Source organism: Pseudomonas sp. PvP028 (assembly GCF_017832255.1).
GTDB lineage: Bacteria > Pseudomonadota > Gammaproteobacteria > Pseudomonadales > Pseudomonadaceae > Aquipseudomonas > Aquipseudomonas syringae.
In genome coordinates, this window is sequence record NZ_JAFIBL010000001.1 from 4,928,431 (window position 1) to 4,953,792 (window position 25,362).

Here is a 25,362-nt window from a genome sequence, read left to right on the forward strand (position 1 = left end):
GGATGGGCTCGTGAGCAGCTGAATTCAGGGTGGCGATTATAGACGTGTGCGGGCCTGTCAGGCGAGGCGCGCGACAAACTTGTTGCTCGCCCTCCCCCGGCGATGGCATATGCCTTGCTTGAAACCGCTATCGGCACTCACTCCAACGGCGGAGCGGTGCATGGACAACGGCGTCGCTTCGACACTTGCATTGCAATGGGTCGGACGACGCCTTTTTTCTGGACGGACCTTTGATGAAGCACGCGCGATGAACGAACGAACCGGTAATGCGCTGGACTGGGTGGCCGGTAGCGACGCCCCGGAAATGAACAGCCTGGACGTGGGCTTCATGGCATTGACCGACTGTGCCCCGCTGGTGGTCGCGGCCACGCAGGGTTTCGCCCAGCCTTACGGCCTGAGCCTGAACCTTGAGCGTCAGACTTCCTGGGCCGGGCTGCGCGACAGACTGGTCAGCGGGCAGTTGCAGGCGGCACACAGCCTGTACGGCCTGATCTACGCCGTGGAACTGGGCATCAGCGGTGGCCCGGCGACCGACATGGCCATCCTCATGGGGCTCAACCAGAACGGCCAGTGCATCAACCTGTCCCGCGAATTACAGCAGGCCGGCGTGATCACTCCTGAAGCACTGGACAAACGCGCGCACCAAAGCGGCTCAAAGCTGACCTTCGCGCAGACCTTCCCCACCGGCAACCATGCCATGTGGCTCTACTACTGGCTGGCCAGTCAGGGCATTCATCCGCTGGATGATGTGAACAGTGTAGTAGTGCCGCCCACGCAAATGGCGCAACACCTGCAGGCCGGGCGCATCGACGGTTTCTGCGTCGGCGAACCCTGGGGCGCCAGCGCCGTACAGCAGCAACTGGGCTTCACCATGGCGACCAGCCAGTCGATCTGGCCGGATCACCCGGGCAAAGTGCTGGGCTGTACCCGTGAGTTTGTCGAGCAGAACCCCAACACTGCCAGAGCGCTGATCATGGCCGTACTGGAAGCCAGCCGCTTCATCGAGGAAAACGACGATAACCGGCGCAGCACCGCACAACTGCTCAGCGGTGCCGATTACCTGGACACCTCAGTGGACTGCATCGAACCGCGTTTGCTCGGCCAGTACAGCGACGGTCTCGGCAATCGCTGGCAAGACCCTCACGCGGTCAGCTTCCATGCCCAGGGACAGGTCAACTACCCCTGGCTGTCTGACGGCATGTGGTTCATGACCCAGTTCCGACGCTGGGGCCTGTTGCGCGAAGACCCGGATTACCTGGCGGTGGCCAGCCGTGTGCAACAACTCGACCTGTACTGTCAGGCCGCCAGTGCGCTGGGCATCGACGTACCTGCCGCGACCTTGCGCAGCAGCCAGCTGATCGATGGCAGGGTCTGGGACGGCAGCGATCCGGCGGGCTACGCGCGTAGCTTCAAGCTCCACTCGCTGGCCGACGACGCGCCCGCTGTGGCCAGTCGTTGAAGGAGAACGTAACCATGCTGCGTATCCTGCTTATCAATGACACGGCCAAAAAGGTCGGTCGCCTCAGGTCAGCCTTGATAGAGGCCGGTTTCGACGTGATCGACGAATCCGGACTGGTCATCGACCTGCCCGCGCGCGTTGAAGCCGTGCGCCCGGACGTCATCCTCATTGACACTGAATCGCCAGGTCGCGATGTGATGGAGCAAGTGGTGCTGGTCAGCCGCGACCAGCCACGTCCCATCGTGATGTTCACCGACGAGCACGATCCAGGCGTGATGCGCCAGGCGATCAAATCCGGGGTCAGCGCTTATATCGTCGAGGGTATTCAGGCGCAACGGCTGCAACCGATTCTGGATGTGGCGATGGCCCGCTTTGAAAGCGATCAGGCGCTGCGCGCGCAATTGCATGCCCGCGACCAGCAACTGGCCGAGCGCAAGCGCATCGAACTGGCCAAGGGACTGCTGATGAAGATGAAGGATTGCAACGAAGAGGACGCTTACACGCTGATGCGACGTCAGGCAATGAGTCGTCAGCAGAAGCTGATTCAGGTGGCAGAGCAGATTATCGCGATGAGCGAACTGCTGGGCTGAAGCCACGAAGAACGCCTGTCCGCACAGGCGTTCTTCACAGGTTACAGGGGCACAGCCTGTCAGCTCAGCTGTACATCCTTCATAGCCGGGACGTAGCCGTAGTCATATTCTTCCTGCACGAACGAGCGGTCGCCCTTCAACAGGATTCTAACCGTCGGCGCCTCGGTGCCGCCGATACGGTAGTCATCGCCGCTGGTGGGCACGCTGTCGATGAACGAAGTCACCAGGCCGTTCGGCATCACGCAGTGGGAGTACGTCTGAAAAGGCTGTGCAGGCGGATTGCCCAGCACCAGTCCGGATGCGTTCATCGGCCGGTAAGGCCCGAACAAATGCTCGCCCACAAAACCGTAAACGCCATCCGGCCCGGTCACACCGTCGGCATACGTAAACTTGTGACTAATGGTGAACAAATAATACTTGCCGTCCTGAAAGACATAATGCGGACGTTCGGTCTGATCATTGACACCCACCGCAGTGACCAGTGGCGGTAATATTTCCCACTCTTCACCGCTGAGATCCTTAGCAACCGCCAGACCGATACAGCCCACTTGAAAACGCGCACCGCCCACTTCTTCATGGCAGGGTGGCACCGGGCCAAGTTCCGCAGCACCCACTGAATGCGTACCGCGCTCGCCGGCGACATTACCTTCAAAGACCATATACAACTTGCCATCATTGGGATCAATAAACGGACTGGGGTCGCGGAAGTTCCACGTCGAGTTCTGCGCTTCGGTTTGATAATAAGTGCCGTCGGCCTCGAAGAGTTTTTTGACCTGGGTAAAGTCTTTCAACTCCACGCCCTGATCGGACGTTACAATACGGCCGCGTACTTTGGCAATTGTCGCCCCCGGTGTCACGCAGGTGTAGTAAAGATCGATATCACCCTTGTCATTCAACAGTACCGGTGTGCCCGCCCACTCACGGGTGGTGGGCGACACGCCTTCGGCCATGACCCGGCCACCGAAGATCCAGTTCTTGCCGGTACGCGAATACCAGTAGCACATGCGCGCCCGCCCGTGACGATCTTCCCAGTCGCGCTTGATGTCGTAGCGGCCGTTGGCGCCGAGATACTGCGGGTCGTCGGGGTGGCGATCAGCTGTCAGCGTGACGATGACCGACCAGCCGTTGACCGAGACCACCGTGCCGTCAAGCTCGCGCAACGGCATGGTGTCCCAGATGAAGACCTTATCACTCATGACCGGAAAGTCTGCTTTTACCAACGGTTGCGTGGTGGTCGGGTCATTTTCATTGACCTTCAACGCATCGGCACGGGACCAGATGGTAGGTGCGTAATTGATGTTACTCATGATGATGATGTCCTTTGCAGGCGCCTGTACAAGCAGCGCGGATAGGAAGGCAACACGGCAGGCATGCGTGCAATGCCGAGGTGCAGAGTGTGTCGGGCATTCAGGTGTCGAGGACAACCGGAAGCCGATAAAAGAGCGAGTAGCCGATGACTTCTTTCAAAGTAAGCATTTATCGAAATTGACTGGCAAACTGCAACTACAGATTACCGGATTGAAAAGTGAAATCACTGTCTGTTGAATAAGCGTCACAGGTTGCGACAGAAGCGATGCTCTCAGACATACCACGCAAAGTAAATTAAATATTTGCAGCGTTGTTATCGTACAACTCTGCGAGCTGCGTATTAACTTATATACATTAAGGTCATCATAGCTGCGTATCGAAACAGCATCACAATGACAGTACTTACACGTAAAACTGATGGCACATTAAATAATATTAAATAGTTTGAACTTTAATAAAATATTCTTGAATCCTGTTAACTGCCTGTTTCTGTTGACTGATACGGACTGTGCAAGCCGTTATCTGGCTTTTCGCCGCCACGCCCTTTTTTGCAGCGCGCCTGCCGACCCACGCACGGTTCGAGGTCATACATCAGTCTGCTCGCAGATCCTGAAAGCAATACAACCTGCCTGCGACGTAAGGCTGACACGCTTGCACCGCCCTTGGCCCATCTATTGCTAAAGCAATCTCACCGGTAGCCAACGGCGGCTATCACCTTTTACGACAAAGACGTCGCTCATCTCTTTCCGCCCCCGTGGACAGAGAGGCGACGTTTTTGCGTTTTGGCCCCGGCGAAGGGGCCGGTGGAGTCGCCGTCATTCGGAACACTCCACCACAGCGTCTGAATAACCCGTGTCGCGGTCATGGCCCGACTGACTAACTAGCAGATGATGAGGTGTGCACATGGATACAAGCTTCTGGAAGGCAGGCCACAAACCGACCCTGTTCGCGGCCTTTCTCTATTTTGACCTTAGTTTCATGGTCTGGTACCTGCTTGGCCCGCTGGCGGTGCAGATTGCTACTGACCTGCACCTGACCACTCAGCAACGTGGCCTGATGGTCGCCACGCCGATTCTGGCGGGTGCGGTGCTGCGCTTCTTCATGGGCCTGCTGGCCGACCAGCTGTCGCCCAAGACTGCCGGGGTCATCGGCCAGGTGATTGTTATCGGCGCACTGCTGGTTGCCTGGCAACTGGGCATTCACACCTATGGCCAAGTGCTGGTGCTGGGCCTGTTCCTCGGTATGGCCGGTGCTTCGTTCGCTGTCGCACTGCCCCTGGCGTCGCAATGGTATCCAGCCCAGCATCAGGGCAAGGCCATGGGCATCGCCGGTGCGGGCAATTCCGGCACTGTCCTGGCCGCGCTGATCGCGCCGGTGCTGGCGGCCAGTTTCGGCTGGGGCAACGTCTTCGGCCTGGCGCTGATCCCGCTGGTTCTGACGCTGATTGCCTTCACCCTGATGGCACGCAACGCCCCGCAACGCAGCAAACCCAAATCCGTGGCGGACTACCTCAAGGCGCTGGGTGACCGTGACAGCTGGTGGTTCATGTTTTTCTACAGTGTGACATTCGGTGGTTTCATTGGCCTGGCCAGCGCCCTGCCCGGCTATTTCAACGACCAATATGGCTTGAGCCCGATCACTGCCGGTTACTACACCGCTGCCTGCGTATTCGGTGGCAGCCTGATGCGTCCGTTGGGTGGCGCGCTGGCCGACCGCTTCGGCGGGATTCGCACGCTGACCGTCATGTATGCGGTTGCCGCAATCGGCATTGCCGCCGTGGGCTTCAACCTGCCGAGTTCGTGGGCAGCGCTGGCGCTGTTCGTGGCTGCAATGCTGGGTCTGGGTGCTGGCAACGGCGCGGTATTCCAGTTGGTACCGCAGCGCTTCCGCAAGGAAATCGGGGTCATGACCGGCTTGATCGGTATGGCGGGTGGCATCGGTGGCTTCCTGCTGGCGGCAGGCCTGGGCACCATCAAACAGAACACCGGCGACTACCAGTTGGGCCTGTGGCTGTTCGCCGGCCTGGCGGTACTGGCCTGGTTCGGCCTGCTGAACGTCAAGCGGCGCTGGAGAACCACCTGGGGTTCGGCCGCAGTCACGGCGGCTCGGGTCTGAAGCGCCGATGACCCTGCAACTGCAGTTTGCGCAATTCAGCGCCAGCGGACCGCGAGCGGAAAATCAGGACGCCGTGCGCCTGGTCACGCCAGTCCCGGCGCTGGCGGCCAGCAAGGGCTATCTGTTCGCCCTTGCCGACGGCGTCAGCCAGTGTGCCGACGGCGCACTGGCCGCGCAGTCGACCCTGCAGGCGCTGGCCCTCGACTATTACGCCACGCCGGAAACCTGGGGCGTGGCGCAGTCCCTTGATCGTCTGCTGCTGGCCCAGAATCGCTGGCTGCTGGCCAACGGCTTGTTGACCACCCTCAGCGCTCTGGTGCTGCGCGGTCGGCGCTTCACCCTCGCCCATGTCGGCGACTGCCGGGCTTATCGCTGGCGGTCCGGGACGCTCAAACGCATCAGTGAAGATCACGTCTGGGAACAGGCCGACATGCAGCATGTGCTCAAGCGTGCGCTGGGTCTGGATCAGTACGTGGTCATGGATTACCTGGACGGCGAGTTGTGTGAGGGCGAACGCCTGCTGCTGGTCAGCGATGGGGTCTGGGCGACGCTGGGCGATGCGAGCATTCGCTCGATTCTGGGCGAACAGCACGACCTCGACGCCGCGGTGAAAACCCTGGTCAGCGCGGCGCACCTGGCCGGCAGTCAGGACAATGCCAGCGCCCTGCTGATTCAGGTCGACATGCTCGGCGAGGACGATCTGGGGGATGCGCTGCTGCAACTGCAACAATGGCCGCTGCCACCCGCGCTCAAGGCCGATCAGACATTCGAGGGCTGGAAAGTCGGCAGCATCGTGGCGCAGTCACGCCAGTCCATCGTTTATCGCGTCACCGATATCCATGAGCAACCCTGGCTGCTGAAAACCCTGCCGGCCCGTCGCCATGACGAAACCGGCGCCGGTCAGGGGCTGCTGCTGGAAGAGTGGTTTCTGCGTCGGGTCGCCGGGCGCTTCTTTCCCGAGATACACCCGCTGCCAGACCGACAGCATCTGTATTACGTGATGCGCGAGTACCGCGGGCACACACTGGCCGAGCTTTTCACTGGCAAAGGGCCGTTGCCGCTGGCGCAGTGGCAGGATCTCGCCACGCGGCTGCTACGGGCCACGGGCCTGCTGCATCGACGCAACATCATCCATCGCGATATCAAACCGGAAAACCTGCTGCTGGCCGACGACGGCGAGTTGCGCCTGCTGGATTTTGGCCTGGCGTTCTGCCCGGGCCTTTCGGCGGTCAACACCGAAGACCTGCCCGGCACACCCAGCTATATAGCACCGGAAGCCTTCAACGGCGCGGAACCGCATCCGCAACAAGACCTGTACGCAGCGGGCGTCACCCTGTATTACCTGCTGACAGGGCAATACCCGTACGGTGAGATCGAAGCCTTTCAGCACCGTCGCTTCGGCACACCGATACCTGCCAGTCGTTACCGACCGGATCTGCCGCAGTGGCTGAGCCAAAGCCTGGACAAGGCACTGCACGCCGACCCGAACCAGCGTTATGAAACCGCCGAACAGTGGTTGCTGGAACTGGAGCAGGCCGAGCATCGTCCGCTGGTGGCAAAGCCGCGTCCGCTGCTGGAACGCGAACCGTTGAAAGTCTGGCGAACACTGGCCCTGCTCTCCCTGCTGTTCAATCTGGTGCTGATGATCTGGTTGATGGGCCGCCACTGAGCCCTTGCGCCCCGCTTCTGTGCAACGCGCCTCAACGCAGTGCAGAAAGGGTGTGCATTATCGGCTGCACGCCGCGCAGGCCGGCAAATCCGAGTTGGCACAAGCGCTGCATGGTCCTTGTTAGATAATTCATAAAACGCCGCCCTCAACGCTGAAGGCTGCGTCTCCCGAGAGAACGGGACCGGACAAAGGCGTCCTCGTCAGGCCACTGACGGGACGCCTTTTTTTGTTTGCGCTAAATATGTCGAGCACGCGCTGCAGTGACTCGGAGGCAAGATGACCAAACTCAAACTGGTGATGATCGGCAACGGCATGGCCGGCGTGCGCACACTCGAAGAGTTGCTGAAACTGAGCGAAGACCTTTACCACATCACGGTCTTCGGTGCCGAGCCACACCCCAATTACAATCGCATCCTGCTGTCGCCGGTACTGGCCGGCGAACAGAATTTCGAAGACATCGTGCTCAACGATCTCGACTGGTACGAACGCAACGGTATCCAGTTGTTGCTCAACCGTCGCGTGGTGAAGATCGACCGCATTAGACGCCTGGTGATCGCCGATGACGGCACTCAGGCCCATTACGACCGGCTGCTGATTGCCACCGGTTCGCGACCGTTCATACTGCCGATCCCCGGCAACACGCTGAACGGCGTCATCGGTTATCGCGACATCGGCCACACGCGGCAGATGATCGACACCGCCGTCACGCACAAACGCGCAGTCGTCATCGGCGGCGGGTTGCTCGGCCTGGAAGCGGCCAACGGCCTGAGTCTGCGCGGCATGCACGTCACGGTAGTGCATAACGGCCAGACGCTGCTGGAGCGCCAGCTGGACAAGACCAGCGGGCGGATGTTGCAAGCGGCGCTGGAAAAGCGCGGCCTGAGCTTTCGCCTCGACGAACAGACCAACGCCCTGCTCGGCGATGATCAGGGCCGTGTAACCGCAGTGCAATTCAACAACGGCGACAGGATCGACGCCGATCTGGTGGTCATGGCCGCCGGCATACGGCCCAACACCGAATTGGCCGAGCAAGCCGGCCTGCCCTGTAACCGCGGCATCCTGGTCAATGACACCTTGCAGACCTACGACCCGCGCATCTACGCGATTGGCGAATGTGTCAGCCACCGCGGCATCGCCTATGGACTGGTGGCGCCGCTGTTCGAGCAGGCCCGAGTGTGCGCCAATCACCTTGCGCAACTGGGCTTTGCGCGTTATCAGGGCTCGGTCACCTCGACCAAGCTGAAAGTCACCGGCATCGATCTGTTTTCCGCCGGCGATTTCCTGGGTGGCGAAGGCACTGAAAGCATCACCCTTTCCGACCCCATCGGCGGTGTCTACAAGAAGCTGGTAATAAAGAACGATGTACTGGTCGGCGCCTGCCTGTACGGCGACACCGCCGACGGCAACTGGTACTTGCAGCAGATCCGTGATGGCCAGGGTATCGACGCCATACGCGACCATCTGATGTTCGGCAAACCCGTTGCGCCAGAGGCTGCCTGCGCATGAACAGCCTTGCCCTCCACACCCCTCGAATCACGGCGTCTACCTGCTGCTATTGCGGCGTGGGCTGCGGCGTACTGATCGAACATGACGGCGAGCATATTCTTGGTGTCAGCGGCGACCCGAAGCACCCGGCCAACTTCGGCAAGCTGTGCAGCAAAGGCTCGAGCCTGCACCTGACCGGCGACATCGAAGCCCGCGCGCTGTACCCGGAACTGCGTTTGGGCAAGGGCCTGGTGCGCAGCGTCACCGATTGGGATACCGCGCTGGAGCACGCGGCCAATGTGTTCGCCGAGACCATTCGCGAACACGGTCCCGACAGCGTCGCCTTCTACATTTCCGGCCAGTTGCTGACCGAAGACTACTACGCGTTCAACAAGCTGGCGCGCGCACTGATCGGCACCAACAATATCGACAGCAACTCACGGCTGTGCATGTCCTCAGCCGTGGCTGGCTACAAGCGCAGCCTGGGTGCCGATGCACCGCCCTGCAGCTACGAAGACATCGAACTGAGCGACTGCGTGATGATCGTCGGCAGCAATATGGCGTACGCGCACCCGATTCTGTTTCGTCGTCTGGAAGAGGCAAAAAGCTGTCGTCCGCAGATGAAACTCATCGTCATCGACCCACGGCGCACCGACACCTGCGAACTGGCCGACCTGCACCTGGCGATTCAGCCCGGCACGGACGTCGCGCTGTTTCACGGCATCCTTCATATACTGATGAACGAACGCCTGATCGATCCGGCGTTCATTGCCGCGCACACACAGGGCTATGAGGAACTGGCCACGCTGGCCGGTGATTACCCGCCTGAGCACGTGGCCTCCCTCTGCGGCATTACTCTGGAACAGCTGCACACCTGCGCCCGCTGGGTGGGCGAAGCTCCGGCTTTTCTGTCGCTGTGGTGCATGGGGCTGAATCAGTCCACGGCCGGCAGCGCGAAAAACAGCGCGCTGATCAACCTGCACCTGGCGACCGGGCAGATTGGCAAACCCGGCGCAGGCCCCTTCTCGCTCACTGGCCAGCCCAACGCCATGGGCGGACGTGAGACCGGCAGCTTGTCCAACCTGTTGCCAGGCCATCGCGACGCGGCAAATCCTCAGCATCGTCAGGAGGTTGCAGACTACTGGGGCGTCGACAGCCTGCCTGCCAATCCCGGCCTTTCAGCCATCGAACTGTTCGAGCAATTGCAGAGCGGAACGATCAAGGCCCTGTGGATCGCCTGTACCAACCCGGCACAGTCACTGCCCGACCAGACCCGCATCAGGCAAGCGCTGGAAACCTGCCCGTTCGTGGTACTCCAGGAAGCGTTCAAAACCACCGAAACCGCGCGTTATGCCGATCTGTTGCTGCCTGCCGCCAGTTGGGGCGAGAAAGAAGGCACGGTGACCAACTCCGAACGGCGCATCTCCAACGTGCGCAAGGCCATCCAGCCGCCCGGCGAAGCGCGCTCCGACTGGGCAATCACAGTGGATTTCGCCCAGCGCCTGCAAAAACGCCTGCAACCCGACGCGCCCGCGCTGTTCGATTTCGCCACACCCAAGGCCTTGTTCGATGAGTTCAAGGGCCTGACGGTCGGACGCGATCTGGACATGTCCGGAATCGACCGCGAGCTCATCGACCAGCAGGGCCCGCAACAATGGCCCTTCCCGCGTGGCGCTAGCAGCGGCACGCCGCGCCTTTACAGCGATGGAGTCTTTGCCACCGATTCAGGCCGGGCGCGGTTCCTGTCCGAGCCTTACATTGCCGCCAGGGAATTGCGCGATGCCGACTACCCGCTGACGCTCAACACCGGCAGGCTGCGCGATCAATGGCATGGCATGAGTCGCACCGGCACCGCTGCGCGTTTGTTCGGACACGTCAGCGAAGCAGTGCTGAGCCTTAATCCGCAGGACATGCTCAGCCATGACCTGCAACCCGGCGACCTGATCAAACTGATCAGCCGGCGCGGCGAACTGCTGTTGCCCGTCGGTAGCGAGGACAGCGTTGCAGTCGGACAGGCCTTTGTGCCGATGCATTGGGGCGACAGGTTCCTCAAGGGGGGGATCAATGTGCTCACCCAGCCAGCCTTCGACCCGGTCTCGAAACAACCGGAACTCAAGCACGCCGGCGTCAGGATCGAAAAAGCCTACCTGCCCTGGCAATTCTTTGCGCTGGTCGAGGGCAACGTGCAACAACGGATGGAAAAGCTGCGCCCCTTGTGCGACGCCTTCCCCTACCTGAGCATGGGCCTTGCCGGACGCGAGCGACCGGCTCTGCTGATACGCGCCGCCAGCGCACAAGCACCCGATTCAGCGCTGCTAGAGCAGATTGATCGTGTACTGGGCCTGGATGAAGGACCGGTCATGGCGTATGACGACCCCAAACGCTCGATCGGCAAGCGAGTACGTATCGACAACCAACGTATTACCGCGATTCGTCTGGCCGGTGAAACACTTGCCCGGCATTGGCTGCAGACGTTGTGGCTGGAACAGCGCGTCGATGCTTCACTGCGGCGCTGGCTGTTGGCACCGCTGAGCAGCGAACCGGGCAAAGACTCGACACAGACTCGCGACAAGACCTTGTGCAACTGCATGAACGTCAGCCAGAACGCGGTCATGAGCGCTATCGAGCGTGGCCTGGACCTGAATCAACTCAAGACACAGTTGGGCTGCGGCACCCAGTGCGGCTCGTGCGTGCCGGAAATAAGAAGACTGATCCATACCGTGGCGGTTACAGAATGAGGAATGCGGCATGAGCGCAAAAGTATGGCTGGTGGGCGCAGGCCCAGGCGACCCGGAATTACTGACCCTCAAGGCAGTGCGTGCCTTGGCTGAAGCCGACGTAGTGCTGATCGACGATCTGGTCAACCCCGCAGTGCTGGAACATTGTCCGGGAGCGCGGGTCATCGCGGTCGGCAAGCGCGGCGGTTGCCGTTCGACGCCGCAAGCGTTTATCCATCGCCTGATGCTGCGCTATGTCCGTCAGGGCAAATGCGTGGTTCGCCTTAAAGGCGGCGATCCTTGCATCTTCGGACGGGGCGGTGAAGAGGCTCAATGGCTGCAGGAGCGCGGTGTCGCCGTGGAACTGGTCAACGGCATTACAGCGGGTCTTGCCGGTGCAACACAGTGCGGCATTTCGCTGACCCTGCGTGGTATTAGCCGTGGCGTGACGCTGGTCACCGCTCACACTCAGGACGACAGCACCCTCAACTGGCAGGCGCTCGCGCAAGGCGGAACCACCCTGGTGGTTTACATGGGCGTGGCGAAACTGGCGGAAATTCGCGAGAGCCTGCTGGCAGGCGGAATGAGTGGCGAGATGCCGGTGGCGATGATCGAGAACGCTTCGCTGCCGTGGCAGCGCGAATGCCGCAGCTCCCTGAATGACATGCAACAGGACGCAGCCGCTTTCCAATTGAAGAGCCCCGCCATTCTGGTGATCGGTGCGGTTGCCGCGCACAGCAATGAGCTGCTGAATCAAACCCTGACAGACCACGCGCAGCTGAATGCCGGCTGACATCAAGCCCGCCTGAACAGACGCAATGCCAAATCGCAGGCAAAGAAAAGCCCGGCCTAAGCCGGGCTTTTCAGTACAAGCGGCTAATTACTTAGCTTGAGCTTCTACTTCTGCTTCTACGCGACGGTTAACTGCGCGGCCAGCTTCAGTTGCGTTATCAGCAACTGGCTTGCTTTCGCCGTAACCAACCGAGTTTACGCGGCTAGCGCCAACACCGTACTGGTTAACCAGAACCTGTTTAACGGCGTTTGCACGACGCTCGGACAGTTTTTGGTTGTAAGCGTCAGGACCGACGGAGTCAGTGTGACCTTCAACAGTGGTGGTGGTCTGTGGGTACTGCTGCATGAAGTCAGCGAGGTTCTTGATGTCGCCGTAGCTGTTAGGCTTGACTACGGATTTGTCGAAATCGAACTTCACGTCCAGCTCAACACGAACCACTTCGGCAACTGCTGGGCAGCCATCAGCGTCAACGGTAACGTTGGCTGGGGTGTCCGGGCACTTGTCGACGTTGTCGCACACGCCGTCGTTGTCGCTGTCGGAGCACACTTCAGCTACTGGAGCTGGTGCTGCTTCAACTTTCTTGCTGCCGCCACCGAAGTTTACACCGATACCGACGCTAGGCGCCCACTCGGTGTTGCCTTGGTCGATGTTGTACTGAGCTTCAACGCCTGCACGGGCATAGAAGTTGTCAGTGAAGTACAGCTTGGCGCCGCCGCCGATGTTGGCGAAGGTGGAACCGTCACGGCCACGGCGAGCGTCTTGACCGATGCTCTGGTCAGAGAAACCGGCAGATACGTATGGACGCAGCATGTCGCCTGGGTTGTTGAAGTGGTACAGAGCGTCCAGAGCAGTGTCTGCGCCCTTGATGTTCTTGCCGCTGTCGCTACGGACGTTGTGGACTTCGTCGTAGCCCAGACGCAGCTCAACATCGTCAGTCAGGAAGTAGCCAACGGAGCCGCCGAACAGGTTGCCGTCGTTTTTGAAGTTACGATCGCTGTCGTAGTACTCTTTCTTGGCGAAGCCTTCGATTTCGACCGCGCCTTGGCCTTGAGCCAGCGCGCCGAACGAAGTTGCGGCAACAATAGTACCAATGGCCAAGCCCAAGGTGTTTTTCAGTTTCATCCGTTAAATCCCCATCTGATGATTATTAAGCAGTCCCACACATGGGGACAACTCAGCGGCAAGTCTACCAGACCTTGCCAGTTTGTTAGAGATATTTGCACCGTATTAAGTTTCGGCGATTCCCGCAAATTTCTCTCGTAATTTATCTAAAGCCCGCTTGTAACGCATTTTCGTTGCGCTCAAGCCCATGTGCATGATGTCAGCGATCTCCTGGAATTCAAGTTCTGCAACAAAACGCAGGACCAGAATCTCCCGATCGATCGGGTTCACATACACAAGCCAGCGATCAAGTCCGCCCCGTTCTTCAGGTTTGGGCGCCTTTTCTTCCGACGCTTCCTCAAGTGGATCCAGACTCAGCGCGTCCATCAAGCGACGCTTACGCCGTTCCTTCCTGTACTGCGTGATGCATTCATTGTAGGTGATGCTGTACAGCCAGGTTTTAAATTTAGATTTACCTTCAAAATTTTTCAACCCATACAACACTTTAAGCATCACCTCCTGACAGACATCATCAGCATCGCGATCGTTCCCCAGATACCGCGCACACACGTTAAAAAGTGTTCGCTGGTAACGGCGCATCAATTCTTCGTAGGCCCGCGTCACATTGAACAGCTCAACGTGGGCGCGCGCAACCAGCTCCTCATCTGAGAGCTCGCGTGGGTCGTAGCGCGTCGAAAACGGTTGAGGTTTATTCAAAACAAATCTTGCCGACAGTCAGGTCAATGTCCGCCATGGCCTGTATCGGCAACCTGGCGGCATACATTAGCAGGTTAACCGCTTAACGGCTGCTTACTCTCTGCTCGAGCAGGATGCGGTTGGAAAACGACACCAGCTCCCCCTCGTCTGTCAGTAGCGTTGTCTTGACCGTACCGATTTCCTCGATTTGCCCTTCCGTATCGCCTATCTGTACCTGTTGCCCGACCTGAAACAGCTCGCGGACGTAAATTCCGGCAATGATCTGCCCGGCAATTTCGCGACTGCCGAGGCCCAGGGCAAGCGCTACTGTCAGACCAACGGTAATCAGCGCAATCACGATAACGTGGTTCAGCAGGTCGGTCTTGACCTCGAGCTGGCTGATAGCGACCGAAATACTGATGATAATGACCAGCCCTTGGGCAATTCGCCCCAGGCCGGCAGAGTAATCGATCCCTACGCCTTCGGCAGCACCGCGCACCAGTCCATTGACCAATTGCGCCAGCAATACGCCCACCAGTAGCACCAGCGCGGCACCAAATACCTTGGGCAAATACAGCGCCAGCATGTCGAGCGTAGCTGAGACCCGCTGCAGGCCCAATGATTCAGCGGCCGATACGAGGAATATAAGCAGAACGAACCAGTAGACGACCTTGCCGATCAGCGTGGAGACCGGCACTTTGACGCCAGCGCGGCCGATGATCTTGGTCAGGCCGGTACCGCCGACCAGACGATCAAGGCCCAGTTTGGCCAATAGTTTGGAAAGTAGCGCGTCGAGCAGCTTGGCGACGACAAAACCGAGCAACACCACAACCAGGGCGCCGAACAGGTTGGGGATGAAGTTTGCGACTTTGGTCCACAATGCAGTCATTGCAGCAAGAAGGCTCTGGGTCCAGAGGTTCAATTCCATGCTCAATCAGCCTTATCGATAGAACGCGCACCTGTCGAGGTGCGACGAGAAACGGGAGAGACGTGGGCCGAGCCGTTGTTCACAGCAATCATCAGCGCCTCAGACCAGCGGCCCAGCAACCCGAATAACACACCGGCGCCGACCTGGCGATTGGCGGTCTTCAGGACGCGTCCCAGACATGCGTCATCATCCCGGCTGGAGGATGAAGAATTGAGCATGTCGCGTAAAGATTCTTCAAACGGATCGTGCATCAGGCACCTCACGTAATGTCATTCAAAGACGCGACGCGAAAACAACAAGTCACACAAGCTCACCAAAAAACCATCGAGGCTCACCCTATACCCAACGCAAACGGCGGAACAGCCACCACTGCCCTGCGCCCAGTGCGACGATCAGCAGACAGGCCACCAGAAAGCCGTACGAACTGGCCGAACCCGGAATGCCGCCAACGTTAATACCCAGCAAACCCGTGAGAAAACTCATCGGCAGAAAGATACAGGTAATGATACCGAAGCGGTACATGGTGCGGTTCATGTGCTCGCGCAGGCGCCGGTCCTCGGACTCCAGCAGCAGCCCCACCCGCTCGCGGGTCAGCTCGAGCTCTTCCAGATAACGGGTCAGGCTGTTGTTCAGCTCATTCCAGTAATCAGCGTCGTCATGGGCAAACCAGGACAGCTTGATGCGTGAAAGCTGACCATAAATATCCCGCTGCGGCCCAAGGAACCGGCGCAGGCCGGCAGCGCGTCGACGGATGTGCAGCAGCTTGCCATGCTCGGGATTGTACCGTTCGTCGGCGTCGTTCTTTTCTTCCTCTTCATCGACCGACTCGGTCAGTTCACCCACCAGGTCCTGAACCTTGTCAGTGAGGTGCTGCGCGAGGTGCAGAATCAGCTCCGAGGCGCTCTTCGGGCCTTTGCCCTGCCCCAGCAGCTCAATCAGTTCCTCAGTGGCGCGCAACGGACGCAGGCGCAGCGAGATCACCCGCTGCGCGGCAGCGAAGATACGCACCGAGACCATGTCTTCAGGTTCCGCACCGGGATTCAGATTCACGCCGCGCAGAAACAGCAGCAGCTCCTGCTCCGGCAACGGCAACAAACGCGGCCGGGTGTTCTCTTCCAGCAACAGGTCGCAGGCAAACTCGCTCAGACCGCTGCCGGTGCGCAGCCAGGCATGTGTCTGCGGGTGGCTACGATCCCAATGCAGCCAGAGGCTTTCTTCTGGCTGCAATGCAAGGTCCTGCAACTCGGTTCGAGCGATGAAACGCGCCCCACCCTTACCGTCCAAAACGAGGGCATGAACCAGCCCCCACTGCGCGTTTGCTTCATCGAACATGGATACTTCGCTTATTCCGGCATGGTCAGAGGTGATGGGGAAATGATGACGCCGTTGTTGTCGGCGTACAGGTACTCACCGGGGCGGAACGTCACGCCGCCAAAGGTCACCGGCACATTCAGCTCACCTATGCCGCGCTTCTCGGTTTTCTTCGGATGACTGGCGAGCGCCTGGACACCCAGGTCAGTCTGGGCGATGACATCCACATCGCGGACGCAGCCGTAGATCAACATGCCTTCCCAGCCGTTCTTTGCAGCCTTGTCAGCCAGCATGTCACCCAGCAGCGCGCAACGCAGCGAGCCACCACCGTCGACGACCAGTACCTTGCCCTTGCCGTCGAGCTCGACCTGCTCCCTGACCTTGGAGTTGTCCTCGAAACATTTCAGCGTGACGATCTGGCCACCAAACGAATCGCGGCCGCCAAAATTGCTGAACATCGGCTCCACGACCTGAATCAGGTCCGGATAGGCGTCACACAGATCGGGGGTGAGGTAGTGCATGGGACAACTCCTTTCATCGGCTATTGGGACGCGATTGATACAGACGGTTTAGTGAAACAGACACGACCGGATGAGCCTAACCATAGCGACTTTACCGGCTAACTGCCCACCGCGACCTGAAACTCTGCAACTTGTTCAGGAACGGAGCGCTCGCCAAGCCACTCGATCACGCGCGGCCAGACCTGCTGCTGCGCGGCCTTGCTGACCAGCATCTGCACATGATCGAAATCCTCGCTGAAGCCGTGTTCGCGGCTCAGGCAGAGGAATTGCCTGTGTTCGCTGCCGATCTGCTCGAACAGTTCACGGCAAGCCCACACCGGGTCCTGATGGTCGCCGGCCGCAGCGACAGCCAGAAGCGGCACCTGAACCGCGCTCAACCCTGCCCACCAGTTGTTGTCACGCTCACCGAAACGCCCGAACAACCCGTGCCAGCGCATGCTTTCCAGAACCAGGCCGATCGGCTCGTCTTCCGGCCCGCGCTTGAAACGCGGTCCGGAGATATGCTCGAAGGACCTCAGCAGCAACTTCGCAGACCATTGCAGTGGCGGGACTTTCAGCGGCCAGTAGGTGCGGCTGACCTGGCTGCCGAACAGCGCCACGGACGCTGCAGTATCAGCCCCCAGATACTGACCGCCCAAGGCTGCCGCCAGGCTTGTGCCGCCCAGCGAGTGGCCGATCCAGTGCGGTATCTGGCCACTTTGCTCGACGACGAACGCGGCAATGGCTGGCAAATCGAAGCGCGCGTAGTCCGCCACGCAATTGCTGCGATAACTCAGGTTGCGAGCCGACAAGCCATGGCCGCGCATTTCAGGAATCCACACGTCATAGCCGGCCCGCGCCAGATACGCGCCCAGACCGATGCCCTTGGGCGAATACCAGAACCGCCGGTTGGAAAAACTGCCATGCAGCAGTATGACCGGAGTGCCACGCACATCCGGCTGATCGACGCGCCCCAGCCGGGTTACCGCAAGTTCGACACTGGCGTCGGGGCTGTTGGCAGGTTTGAGACGGTAGACGTCCTCGACCAGGTCGCCACGACGCTCGGCGCTGATCAAGGCCACGGGGAAAAGCTGGCTGCTGCTCTGCATATCACTCTTTATCTGGTTTGACAGACGGGATGAAACCACGCGTTCCGGGGTCTCGCGGTGCGCCATAAAAAAGGCGGCTTCCGAAGAAACCGCCTCATTCAAACACCTGAACCACATGACGGCTCAGGCCGCGTTCGCGTCACACGGGAGCCCGGTCGTTTAAGGGCCGTGCCTCAGGTACGTCGCCGCGGGTCAGACAGGCGCCTGTGCCTCGGCAAGGAAGAACCAGGTCTCCAGTACCGAATCGGGGTTAAGCGACACACTCTCGATGCCCTGATCCATCAGCCAGCGCGCCAGATCCGGGTGATCGGAAGGCCCCTGCCCGCAGATGCCGATGTACTTGCCGGCCTTGTTGCACGCCTGAATGGCATTGGACAGCAGCTTCTTGACCGCCGGGTTACGCTCATCAAACAGGTGAGCGATCACCCCGGAGTCACGATCAAGACCGAGGGTCAGCTGGGTCAGGTCGTTGGAGCCGATGGAGAAGCCGTCGAAGTACTCCAGGAACTCTTCCGCCAGAATCGCGTTGGACGGCAGTTCGCACATCATGATGATGCGCAGGCCGTTTTCGCCACGCTTCAGGCCATTGGCGGCCAGCAGATCGATCACCTGGCTCGCCTCGCCCAAGGTGCGGACAAACGGCACCATGATCTCGACGTTGGTCAGGCCCATCTCTTCGCGCACACGCTTGAGCGCACGGCACTCCAGCTCAAAGCAGTCACGGAAGTTCTCGCTGATATAACGCGACGCACCGCGGAAGCCCAGCATCGGGTTTTCTTCTTCAGGCTCGTAGAGCTTGCCGCCGATCAGATTCGCGTACTCGTTGGACTTGAAGTCCGAGAGGCGCACGATGACCTTCTTCGGCGTGAACGCGGCAGCCAGGGTACTGATGCCCTCGACCAGCTTTTCGACATAGAAACCGACCGGATCGTCGTAGCCGGCGATACGCTTGTCGACGCTTTCCTTGATTTCCGGTGGCAGCACCGAGTAGTTGAGCAGCGCCTTGGGGTGCACGCCGATCATACGGTTGATGATGAACTCCAGACGCGCCAGACCGACACCGGCATTGGGCAACTGGGCGAAATCGAAGGCACGGTCAGGGTTGCCGACGTTCATCATGATCTTGAACGGCAGATCAGGCATCGCGTCGACCGAGTTGGTCTTGATGTCGAAGCCCAGTTCGCCTTCGAAGATATAACCGGTGTCGCCCTCGGCGCAGGAAACCGTGACACCCTGGCCATCCTGAAGGGTGTGCGTGGCGTTGCCGCAGCCGACCACTGCCGGGATGCCCAGCTCACGGGCGATGATCGCCGCGTGGCAGGTACGACCGCCACGGTTGGTGACGATTGCGCTGGCGCGCTTCATGACCGGCTCCCAGTCCGGGTCGGTCATGTCCGACACCAGCACGTCACCGGGCTGGACCTTGTCCATCTCGGACACGTCCTTGATGATGCGTACCTTGCCCGCGCCGATGCGCTGACCGATGGCACGGCCTTCGACCAGTACCTTGCCGGTCTCCTTGAGCAGATAGCGTTCCATGACGTTGGCCGAAGCACGGCTCTTCACCGTTTCCGGGCGCGCCTGGACGATGTACAGCTTGCCGTCGTCACCGTCCTTGGCCCACTCGATGTCCATCGGGCACTTGTAGTGCTTCTCGATAATCATCGCCTGCTTGGCCAGCTCGGACACTTCGGCATCGCTCAGGCAGAAACGCGCGCGATCGGCAGGCTCGACGTCGATCACCTTGACCGAACGACCGGCCTTGGCTTCTTCGCCGTAAATCATCTTGATCGCCTTGCTGCCCAGATTGCGACGCAGGATCGCCGGGCGGCCAGCCGCCAGCGTGTCCTTGTGCACGTAGAATTCGTCCGGGTTGACGGCGCCCTGTACAACCGTCTCGCCCAGGCCGTAAGCGCCGGTGATGAACACCACGTCGCGGAAGCCGGACTCGGTGTCGAGGGTGAACATGACACCAGCCGTGCCGGTTTCGGAGCGCACCATACGCTGCACGCCTGCAGACAGCGCGACCAGCTTGTGGTCGAAGCCCTGGTGTACACGGTAGGAAATCGCACGGTCGTTGAACAATGAAGCGAAGACTTCCTTGGCGGCACGGATCACGTTCTCGACGCCGCGGATGTTCAGGAAGGTCTCCTGCTGGCCGGCGAACGAGGCATCCGGCAAGTCTTCGGCCGTTGCGGAGGAACGCACGGCCACGGCCAGGTTCGGATTACCCGCAGAGAGCTCGGCAAACGCAGTACGGATCTGGGCGTTGAGCTGCTCGGGGAACTCGGCCTCCATGATCCACTGACGAATCTGCGCACCGGTGCGGGCCAACGCGTTGACATCATCGACGTCAAGGGCGTCCAGCGCCGCATGGATCTGCTCGTTCAGGCCGCTGAGCTCGAGAAAGTCACGGTAGGCCTGGGCGGTAGTCGCGAAGCCGCCGGGCACCGAAACACCAGCACCTGCGAGGTTGCTGATCATCTCGCCGAGGGACGAGTTTTTGCCCCCCACGTGCTCTACATCATGGACGCCGAGCTTATCGAGGGAAACTACGTACTCTACCAAGGTGATCTCTCCACTAACTGTGTTTGTTGTTGGGAAAAGCTCATTCACCTGCGCCACATGCGATGTGGCTTCAGGCGTGTCTGCCCGGACGTACAGATCGGGCGTTCAAAACCGAGTGTGCAAAACCATGCGTGCAAAAAAGCTGCACCTGCGGGCTCTCATGGCAGGCCAGCACGCCTATGATAGCCAGAATTCGTCAACTGCTTAAGGCCTGGGACAAAAATGAAACGATCCGCTTTCTTCATCTCGGACGGCACGGGCATCACCGCCGAAACCCTGGGCCAGAGCCTGTTGGCACAATTTGAAAACATTACGTTCAACAAGTTCACCAGGCCCTATATCGACAGCGTCGAGAAAGCGCGGGCGATGGTACAACAAATCAATAATGCCGCCGACAAGGACGATGTGCGGCCGATCATCTTCGACACCATCGTCAATCAGGACATTCGCGAGATTCTGGCGACGTCCAATGGCTTCATGATCGATATCTTTTCGACCTTCCTCGCCCCGCTGGAGCAGGAGCTTAGTTCACACTCGTCCTACTCCGTGGGTAAATCGCATTCCATCGGGCATAACTCCAATTACATGGAGCGCATCGAGGCGGTCAACTTTGCGCTGGACAACGATGACGGCGCACGGACACATTATTACGACAAGGCCGATATCATCCTCGTCGGCGTCTCGCGCTGCGGCAAGACCCCGACCTGTCTGTACATGGCCATGCAGTTCGGTATCCGGGCCGCCAACTATCCGCTGACCGAAGATGACATGGAAAGGCTGCAACTGCCTGCAGCGCTCAAGCAGCATCGCGAAAAGCTCTTCGGCCTGACCATCGACCCGGACCGTCTCACCGCGATCCGCCACGAGCGCAAGCCCAACAGCCGCTACTCCAGCTACGCGCAGTGCGAATTCGAGGTGCGCGAGGTGGAAAGTCTGTTCCGCCGCGAGAACATCGCACACATCAATTCCACGCATTTTTCGGTGGAAGAAATCTCCGCCAAGGTGCTGGTCGAAAAAGGCGTGGAGCGACGCTTCAAGTAGGCGCTGCGGTCACCCCGTCAAGCTGACGACTTCACTCGCCTGGCTGCGACACCCGCACCCAGCCTTCCATCAGCACGCGGGCGCTGCGGCTCATCAGGGCCTTGGTGACTTTCCAGTCACCGCCCTCCTGAACGGCCTTGGCGCCGACCCGCAATGTGCCGGAGGGATGGCCAAAGTTGACCGCACTGCGTGCCTGACCGCCAGCGGTCAGATTCACCAGCGTGCCCGGAATGGCCGCCGCTGTGCCGATGGCCACCGCAGCCGTGCCCATCATCGCGTGGTGCAGCTTGCCCATCGACACGGCGCGTACCAGCAGCTCGATATCCTGCGCAGCCACAGGCTTGCCACTCGACGCCACGTAATCGGCGGGCGCAGCGACAAAGGCCACCTTGGGCGTGTGCTGGCGTGCGGCAGCTTCATCGATGTTGCCGATCAGGCCCATGCGCAGCGCACCGTAGGCACGAATGGCCTCCAGACGGGCCAGCGCCTGCGGATCACTGTTGATATCGCCCTGCAGCTCAGTGCCGGAGTAACCGATATCGGCGGCGTTAACGAAAATCGTCGGGATGCCGGCATTGATCATGGTCGCCTTCAGAATGCCGATGCCGGGCACCTCCAGCTCGTCCACCAGATTGCCCGTCGGAAACATCGAGCCGCCCGCGCCCTCTTCGTCCGCCGCCGGGTCGAGAAACTCCAGTGGCACTTCAGCTGCCGGGAAGGTCACGCCATCCAGCTCGAAATCACCGGTTTCCTGCACCACGCCGTTGCTGATCGGCACATGGGCGATGATGGTCTTGCCGATGTTGGCCTGCCAGATACGCACCACCGCGACGCCGTCCTGCGGAACACGGCCCGGGTCGACCAGGCCACTGGTAATCGCGAACGGTCCCACGGCCGCTGACAGGTTGCCGCAATTGCCGCTCCAGTCGACAAACGGCTTGTCGATGGATACTTGGCCAAACAGGTAATCGACATCGTGATCGGGCCTGCTGCTGCGCGAAACAATCACGCTCTTGCTGGTACTCGACGTTGCCCCGCCCATGCCGTCGATCTGCTTTTCATAGGGGTCAGGGCTGCCGATGACCCGCAACAGCAGCGCATCCCGCGCCGCGCCCGGAACCTGTGCAGCTTCGGGCAGATCAGTCAGCCTGAAAAACACACCCTTGCTGGTGCCACCGCGCATGTAGGTGGCGGGGATGCGGATCTGGGGTGAATGAGCCATGAATTCGTTGTCCTGTTCAAAGAGCGCGCTGCGCGCTCAAAATTGGACGCAGAGCGTCCAGAAGTGCATGCCAACGCGGAGCATGGGCACGATAGTGCTCTTGCGCACGCTTATCGTTCCTCACGCTCCAGCGTAGCTACGATGCAGTAGCCTCCAGAAAGTCTTGAGCAAAACGCTGCAATACGCCGCCCGCCTCATAAATAGAGAGCTCTTCAGCGGTGTCCAGACGACAGGTCACCGGCACCTCGACGCGCTCGCCGTTACGGCGTTGAATCACCAGCGTCAACGTCGCGCGCGGTGTGCGCTGGCCGATCACATCGAAGGTTTCGCTGCCGTCGATGCCCAGGGTCAGACGGCTGGTGCCCGGCTTGAACTCCAGCGGCAGCACGCCCATGCCGACCAGGTTGGTGCGGTGAATACGCTCGAACCCTTCTGCAGCAATCACTTCGACGCCCGCCAGCCTGACGCCTTTGGCCGCCCAGTCACGGGACGAGCCCTGCCCATAGTCGGCACCGGCAATGATGATCAACGGTTGTTTGCGCGCCATGTAGGTTTCGATGGCTTCCCACATCCGCGTGACCACGCCTTCGGGTTCGATACGGGTCAGCGAGCCTTTTTTGACCTTGCCGTCGACCACTGCCATCTCGTTGACCAGTTGCGGGTTGGCAAAGGTCGCGCGCTGGGCGGTCAGGTGGTCGCCCCGATGGGTCGCGTAGGAGTTGAAGTCTTCCTCCGGCAGGCCCATTTTCGCCAGGTACTCGCCCGCCGCACTGTCGAGCATGATCGCGTTGGACGGCGACAGGTGATCGGTGGTGATGTTGTCCGGCAGTACGGCCAGCGCCCGCATGCCCTTGAGCGTGCGCTCTCCGGCCAGCGCGCCTTCCCAGTAGGGCGGGCGACGGATGTAGGTGCTCATCGGACGCCAGTCGTAGAGCGGCTCGACCTTCGGCCCGGTGTGCTCTTCGATGGCAAACATCGGGATATAGACCTGGCGGAACTGCTCCGGCTTGACCGACGCCTGCACGACGGCATCAATCTCTTCATCGCTCGGCCAGATATCCTTGAGACGGATTTCCCGGCCCTCGGCGACGCCCAGCACATCGTTTTCAATATCGAAACGGATGGTTCCGGCAATGGCATACGCCACCACCAAGGGCGGCGAGGCCAGAAAGGCCTGCTTGGCATAGGGGTGAATACGCCCGTCGAAATTACGGTTACCGGACAAGACCGCCGTGGCGTAGAGGTCGCGGTCGATGATTTCCTGCTGGATCAGCGGATCGAGCGCGCCGGACATGCCGTTGCAGGTGGTGCAGGCAAAGGCTACGACGCCAAAACCCAGTTGTTCCAGCTCCGAGGTCAGCCCTGCTGCATCCAGGTACAGCGCCACGGTTTTCGAACCGGGGGCCAGCGATGACTTGACCCAGGGTTTGCGCAGCAGCCCCAGGCGGTTGGCGTTGCGTGCCAGCAGACCGGCGGCAATGACGTTGCGCGGGTTGCTGGTGTTGGTGCAACTGGTGATCGCAGCGATGATCACCGCGCCGTCGGGCATCTGCCCCGGCACCTCGTCCCATTGCCCGGCAATCCCTCTGGCCGCCAGATCGGCGGTGGCGACCCGCGCATGGGGGTTGGAGGGCCCGGCCATGTTGCGCACCACACTGGACAGATCGAAACTCAGCACCCGCTCGTAGTGCACCTCGCTCAGGCTGTCCGACCAAAGACCGGTGTGCCGGGCATACAGCTCGACCAGCTTGACCTGCTCGTCCTCGCGACCTGTCAAACGCAGGTAGTCGATGGTTTGCGAATCAATCGAAAACATCGCCGCCGTCGCGCCATATTCAGGCGCCATGTTGGAGATCGTCGCACGGTCGCCCAGGGTCAGACTCGACGCGCCTGCGCCGTAAAACTCCAGGTAGGCACCGACCACTTTCTGCTGACGCAGGTATTCGGTCAGCGCGAGCACCAGGTCGGTGGCGGTGATGCCTGGCTGATGGCGTCCGGTCAGTTCGACGCCGATGATATCCGGCAAGCGCATCCACGAGGCGCGCCCGAGCATGACGTTCTCAGCCTCGAGCCCACCGACGCCGATGGCAATCACGCCCAGAGCATCGACATGCGGCGTGTGGCTGTCCGTCCCCACCAACGTGTCGGGAAAGGCTACGCCGTCGAGCACCTGCACCACCGGTGACATTTTCTCCAGATTGATCTGGTGCATGATGCCGTTGCCCGGCGGAATCACTTCGACGTTCTTGAACGCCTGCTTGGTCCAGTCGATGAAGTGAAAACGGTCTTCGTTGCGACGGTCTTCGATGGCGCGGTTCTTGGCGAACGCCTGCGGGTCATTACCGTCGGACTCCACTGCCAGCGAGTGGTCGACGATCAGTTGCACCGGAACCACCGGGTTGACCAGCGCAGGATCGCCGCCCTGCGAAGCGATCGCGTCACGAAGCCCGGCAAGGTCGACCAGCGCGGTCTGACCCAGAATATCGTGGCAGACCACGCGTGCCGGGAACCAGGGAAAATCCAGATCACGCTTGCGCTCGATGAGCTGGGTCAACGAGGCATTCAAGGTCGCCGGATCACAACGGCGCACCAGGTTCTCGGCCAGCACCCGCGAGGTGTAGGGCAGCGTGGCATAAGCTCCGGGCTTGAGCGCCTCGACGGCTGCCCGAGCGTCGAAATAATCCAGTCGGGTGCCAGGGAGCGGTTTGCGAAATTCACTGTTCATTGCGGGACTCGATCACGGAGTGTTC

At 60.3% G+C, this 25,362-nt stretch carries 18 protein-coding genes and 1 pseudogene; 8 read left to right on the forward strand and 11 right to left on the reverse strand.

Annotated elements, in window-relative coordinates:
- The first annotated feature begins 247 nt into the window (after window positions 1-247).
- Window positions 248-1,459, forward strand: coding sequence for a CmpA/NrtA family ABC transporter substrate-binding protein (locus JOE34_RS21155; RefSeq protein WP_096116813.1), 1,212 nt, complete (start codon window positions 248-250; stop codon window positions 1,457-1,459).
- A gap of 14 nt (window positions 1,460-1,473) precedes the next feature.
- Window positions 1,474-2,049 (forward strand): ANTAR domain-containing protein, encoded by a 576-nt coding sequence (locus tag JOE34_RS21160; protein WP_003392969.1) that lies wholly within the window; start codon window positions 1,474-1,476, stop codon window positions 2,047-2,049.
- A 59-nt stretch (window positions 2,050-2,108) separates the two neighbouring features.
- Here JOE34_RS21160 and JOE34_RS21165 read toward each other — a convergent pair whose 3' ends face one another.
- Complete coding sequence (locus JOE34_RS21165) at window positions 2,109-3,356, reverse strand: glycoside hydrolase family 68 protein (protein ID WP_209996616.1); 1,248 nt, start codon at window positions 3,354-3,356, stop codon at window positions 2,109-2,111.
- Window positions 3,357-4,260: 904 nt separating this feature from the next.
- On the opposite strand from JOE34_RS21165, the gene JOE34_RS21170 reads away from it, so the two are divergent.
- The 5 genes and pseudogenes from JOE34_RS21170 (at window position 4,261) to cobA (ending at window position 12,136) form a co-directional block, all read left to right on the forward strand.
- Window positions 4,261-5,472 carry a nitrate/nitrite transporter gene (locus tag JOE34_RS21170; RefSeq protein WP_003423722.1) on the forward strand — a complete coding sequence of 404 codons (1,212 nt, stop codon included), beginning with the start codon at window positions 4,261-4,263 and terminating at the stop codon, window positions 5,470-5,472.
- Between the two features lie 7 nt (window positions 5,473-5,479).
- Window positions 5,480-7,141, forward strand: a complete 1,662-nt coding sequence (locus JOE34_RS21175; RefSeq protein ID WP_209996618.1) for a bifunctional protein-serine/threonine kinase/phosphatase — start codon at window positions 5,480-5,482, stop codon at window positions 7,139-7,141.
- Between the two features lie 276 nt (window positions 7,142-7,417).
- A pseudogene (locus tag JOE34_RS21180) lies at window positions 7,418-8,617 on the forward strand (FAD-dependent oxidoreductase); the annotation flags it as partial.
- Between the two features lie 26 nt (window positions 8,618-8,643).
- Complete coding sequence (locus tag JOE34_RS21185) at window positions 8,644-11,364, forward strand: nitrate reductase (RefSeq protein WP_209996620.1); 2,721 nt, start codon at window positions 8,644-8,646, stop codon at window positions 11,362-11,364.
- A gap of 10 nt (window positions 11,365-11,374) precedes the next feature.
- Entirely contained in the window at window positions 11,375-12,136 is a 762-nt protein-coding gene (cobA, locus tag JOE34_RS21190) for a uroporphyrinogen-III C-methyltransferase (protein WP_024684475.1), read from the forward strand.
- 87 nt (window positions 12,137-12,223) lie between these two features.
- Here the strand turns inward: cobA and JOE34_RS21195 are convergent, their stop codons facing one another.
- The 8 genes from JOE34_RS21195 to ppsA all read right to left on the reverse strand — a co-directional run bounded on the left by JOE34_RS21195 (window position 12,224) and on the right by ppsA (window position 20,349).
- Window positions 12,224-13,258 (reverse strand): OmpA family protein, encoded by a 1,035-nt coding sequence (locus JOE34_RS21195; protein WP_003392951.1) that lies wholly within the window; start codon window positions 13,256-13,258, stop codon window positions 12,224-12,226.
- Window positions 13,259-13,363: 105 nt separating this feature from the next.
- Entirely contained in the window at window positions 13,364-13,954 is a 591-nt protein-coding gene (sigX, locus tag JOE34_RS21200; protein ID WP_003315686.1) for an RNA polymerase sigma factor SigX, read from the reverse strand.
- A gap of 82 nt (window positions 13,955-14,036) precedes the next feature.
- Entirely contained in the window at window positions 14,037-14,861 is an 825-nt protein-coding gene (locus JOE34_RS21205; protein ID WP_003315687.1) for a mechanosensitive ion channel domain-containing protein, read from the reverse strand.
- A 2-nt stretch (window positions 14,862-14,863) separates the two neighbouring features.
- Window positions 14,864-15,112: a crfX protein gene (locus tag JOE34_RS21210; RefSeq protein ID WP_003383654.1), complete on the reverse strand. Its 249-nt coding sequence runs from the start codon at window positions 15,110-15,112 to the stop codon at window positions 14,864-14,866.
- 85 nt (window positions 15,113-15,197) lie between these two features.
- A complete protein-coding gene (locus JOE34_RS21215) occupies window positions 15,198-16,193 on the reverse strand; it encodes a zinc transporter ZntB (protein ID WP_003315689.1) in 996 nt (331 codons plus the stop codon).
- A gap of 11 nt (window positions 16,194-16,204) precedes the next feature.
- Window positions 16,205-16,693, reverse strand: coding sequence for a ribonuclease E activity regulator RraA (gene rraA, locus JOE34_RS21220; RefSeq protein WP_003315690.1), 489 nt, complete (start codon window positions 16,691-16,693; stop codon window positions 16,205-16,207).
- 98 nt (window positions 16,694-16,791) lie between these two features.
- On the reverse strand, window positions 16,792-17,781 hold the full coding sequence (locus JOE34_RS21225; RefSeq protein ID WP_024665808.1) for an alpha/beta fold hydrolase: 990 nt from the start codon (window positions 17,779-17,781) through the stop codon (window positions 16,792-16,794).
- A gap of 192 nt (window positions 17,782-17,973) precedes the next feature.
- Window positions 17,974-20,349 (reverse strand): phosphoenolpyruvate synthase, encoded by a 2,376-nt coding sequence (gene ppsA, locus JOE34_RS21230; protein ID WP_004418234.1) that lies wholly within the window; start codon window positions 20,347-20,349, stop codon window positions 17,974-17,976.
- A 222-nt stretch (window positions 20,350-20,571) separates the two neighbouring features.
- On the opposite strand from ppsA, the gene JOE34_RS21235 reads away from it, so the two are divergent.
- Complete coding sequence (locus tag JOE34_RS21235) at window positions 20,572-21,390, forward strand: pyruvate, water dikinase regulatory protein (RefSeq protein WP_003347114.1); 819 nt, start codon at window positions 20,572-20,574, stop codon at window positions 21,388-21,390.
- 31 nt (window positions 21,391-21,421) lie between these two features.
- On the opposite strand, the gene prpF is transcribed toward JOE34_RS21235, so the two are convergent.
- A complete protein-coding gene (prpF, locus tag JOE34_RS21240; protein ID WP_046265716.1) occupies window positions 21,422-22,612 on the reverse strand; it encodes a 2-methylaconitate cis-trans isomerase PrpF in 1,191 nt (396 codons plus the stop codon).
- A gap of 136 nt (window positions 22,613-22,748) precedes the next feature.
- On the reverse strand, window positions 22,749-25,337 hold the full coding sequence (acnD, locus tag JOE34_RS21245) for a Fe/S-dependent 2-methylisocitrate dehydratase AcnD (protein WP_024665453.1): 2,589 nt from the start codon (window positions 25,335-25,337) through the stop codon (window positions 22,749-22,751).
- Between the last annotated feature and the right edge of the window lie 25 nt (window positions 25,338-25,362).

Bases quoted from the DNA above. Each gene is read 5' to 3' on its own strand.
- JOE34_RS21155 (WP_096116813.1), top strand. From the start codon at position 248: ATGAACGAACGAACCGGTAATGCGCTGGACTGGGTGGCCGGTAGCGAC.
- JOE34_RS21160 (WP_003392969.1), top strand. From the start codon at position 1,474: ATGCTGCGTATCCTGCTTATCAATGACACGGCCAAAAAGGTCGGTCGC.
- JOE34_RS21165 (WP_209996616.1), bottom strand. From the start codon at position 3,356: ATGAGTAACATCAATTACGCACCTACCATCTGGTCCCGTGCCGATGCG.
- JOE34_RS21170 (WP_003423722.1), top strand. From the start codon at position 4,261: ATGGATACAAGCTTCTGGAAGGCAGGCCACAAACCGACCCTGTTCGCG.
- JOE34_RS21175 (WP_209996618.1), top strand. From the start codon at position 5,480: ATGACCCTGCAACTGCAGTTTGCGCAATTCAGCGCCAGCGGACCGCGA.
- JOE34_RS21185 (WP_209996620.1), top strand. From the start codon at position 8,644: ATGAACAGCCTTGCCCTCCACACCCCTCGAATCACGGCGTCTACCTGC.
- cobA (WP_024684475.1), top strand. From the start codon at position 11,375: ATGAGCGCAAAAGTATGGCTGGTGGGCGCAGGCCCAGGCGACCCGGAA.
- JOE34_RS21195 (WP_003392951.1), bottom strand. From the start codon at position 13,258: ATGAAACTGAAAAACACCTTGGGCTTGGCCATTGGTACTATTGTTGCC.
- JOE34_RS21205 (WP_003315687.1), bottom strand. From the start codon at position 14,861: ATGGAATTGAACCTCTGGACCCAGAGCCTTCTTGCTGCAATGACTGCA.
- JOE34_RS21210 (WP_003383654.1), bottom strand. From the start codon at position 15,112: ATGCACGATCCGTTTGAAGAATCTTTACGCGACATGCTCAATTCTTCA.
- JOE34_RS21215 (WP_003315689.1), bottom strand. From the start codon at position 16,193: ATGTTCGATGAAGCAAACGCGCAGTGGGGGCTGGTTCATGCCCTCGTT.
- rraA (WP_003315690.1), bottom strand. From the start codon at position 16,693: ATGCACTACCTCACCCCCGATCTGTGTGACGCCTATCCGGACCTGATT.
- JOE34_RS21225 (WP_024665808.1), bottom strand. From the start codon at position 17,781: ATGCAGAGCAGCAGCCAGCTTTTCCCCGTGGCCTTGATCAGCGCCGAG.
- JOE34_RS21235 (WP_003347114.1), top strand. From the start codon at position 20,572: ATGAAACGATCCGCTTTCTTCATCTCGGACGGCACGGGCATCACCGCC.
- prpF (WP_046265716.1), bottom strand. From the start codon at position 22,612: ATGGCTCATTCACCCCAGATCCGCATCCCCGCCACCTACATGCGCGGT.
- acnD (WP_024665453.1), bottom strand. From the start codon at position 25,337: ATGAACAGTGAATTTCGCAAACCGCTCCCTGGCACCCGACTGGATTAT.